General features: G+C 54.0%; 3 protein-coding genes. All 3 read right to left on the bottom strand.

The features are described from left to right. Window positions 1-91: 91 nt before the first annotated feature. Complete coding sequence (locus EP867_RS19680; protein WP_124966295.1) at window positions 92-394, bottom strand: BrnA antitoxin family protein; 303 nt, start codon at window positions 392-394, stop codon at window positions 92-94. Continuing rightward, entirely contained in the window at window positions 381-635 is a 255-nt protein-coding gene (locus tag EP867_RS19685; protein ID WP_124966296.1) for a BrnT family toxin, read from the bottom strand. The genes EP867_RS19680 and EP867_RS19685 overlap by 14 nt, the downstream gene beginning before the upstream one ends. Window positions 636-805: 170 nt before the next feature. Then, window positions 806-988: a hypothetical protein gene (locus tag EP867_RS19690; protein WP_128491100.1), complete on the bottom strand. Its 183-nt coding sequence runs from the start codon at window positions 986-988 to the stop codon at window positions 806-808. Window positions 989-1,144 lie beyond the last annotated feature (156 nt).

The raw sequence follows: 1,144 nt of genomic DNA on the forward strand, positions 1-1,144 counted from the left end.
ATTATCAGGACTTCCTCAGTCAGATCCGATTATGCTCAAAGCCTGCCATGCTATGCGCATTGCGGAGCTGGCCCGCCTGAAAAAGCGGGCTCTATCGTGATAGATGCGCGGCCTTGCGCAGTGCCTCATTCATGCGCGATTGCCAGCCCTGTCCGGAGGCTTTGAATGCTTCGAGCACATCCGCATCCAGACGCAGAGAGACCGCAATTTTGGGTTTTGCAAGCTTCGGCCGGCCAAGGCTCTTCCGAGCGCTCTCTGCCAGGGCAGGAAACACCTCTGAAAAGGCTTTGGCGTTCTTCAGGTCTTCTGCCTCCAGCTCCGGGCTCTCCACGGCGTCCCAGTCCGTCCGGCTGTAGCCATTCTGTGCAGCGTGCTTTGGATCAAATTCCCTCATGGAACTCCCTCTCCTTTTTACCCGCCGGTCGCATCGAGATGATGGAAAGCCCCTGGCTGCCCAAGGCGGCAAAGACAACCGCGATGGTCCCATCTGCAAAGCGGCCGATTGCCATAAAGCGGCGGTCTCGGGTTTCGACCACCTGTGCCGCCAGAAAGAAGGAAACTGTCAGGTCCGCGAAATCCAGACCATGTTTGGCGATATTTGCCTGACGCTTCGGCTCATCCCAAACGATCTGCATAGATTCCTCTTCCAAGACTTATCGTATATACATAAAGGTGACAGATGTCAATCTTTTTGTATATACGATAAATGATCAGTACCCCAATGCGTGGGGTTAGATGTGCAAAAGGCCAGGCGGCGTGCGCGTTACGCCCCCCCCCCCATCATCCCGCGCTGTAATACGTGGCCTCAGGCATCGTGTCGCACAGATGGGAGGCTCACATAACCCTGACTGTAGATCTCGAGGGCGGTCTGAAAGAATCTATGGATGACGTTCTCGTCCATCCCGTTCTGCTGAGCTGCAAGGGCAAAGGCCGCGATCAGCTTTGCGACCTCGGGGGAAAACCCCGTCATATCATCGTTTTCCAGCATCCGTGTTCCCCGGCTCAGATAAAAATGTTCTGCCGATGGCGCAACTTCAGGCTATCTGTAAGATGGTGAGAAAGGCTTTGGAAGCACCACAAGGTGGTATATTCCTTACCCTATACTTTTGAATAATTACGCTGTCCGAAATTATCCTCTTAGGTC

It is taken from the genome of Falsigemmobacter intermedius, assembly GCF_004054105.1.
GTDB classification, from domain to species: domain Bacteria; phylum Pseudomonadota; class Alphaproteobacteria; order Rhodobacterales; family Rhodobacteraceae; genus Wagnerdoeblera; species Wagnerdoeblera intermedia.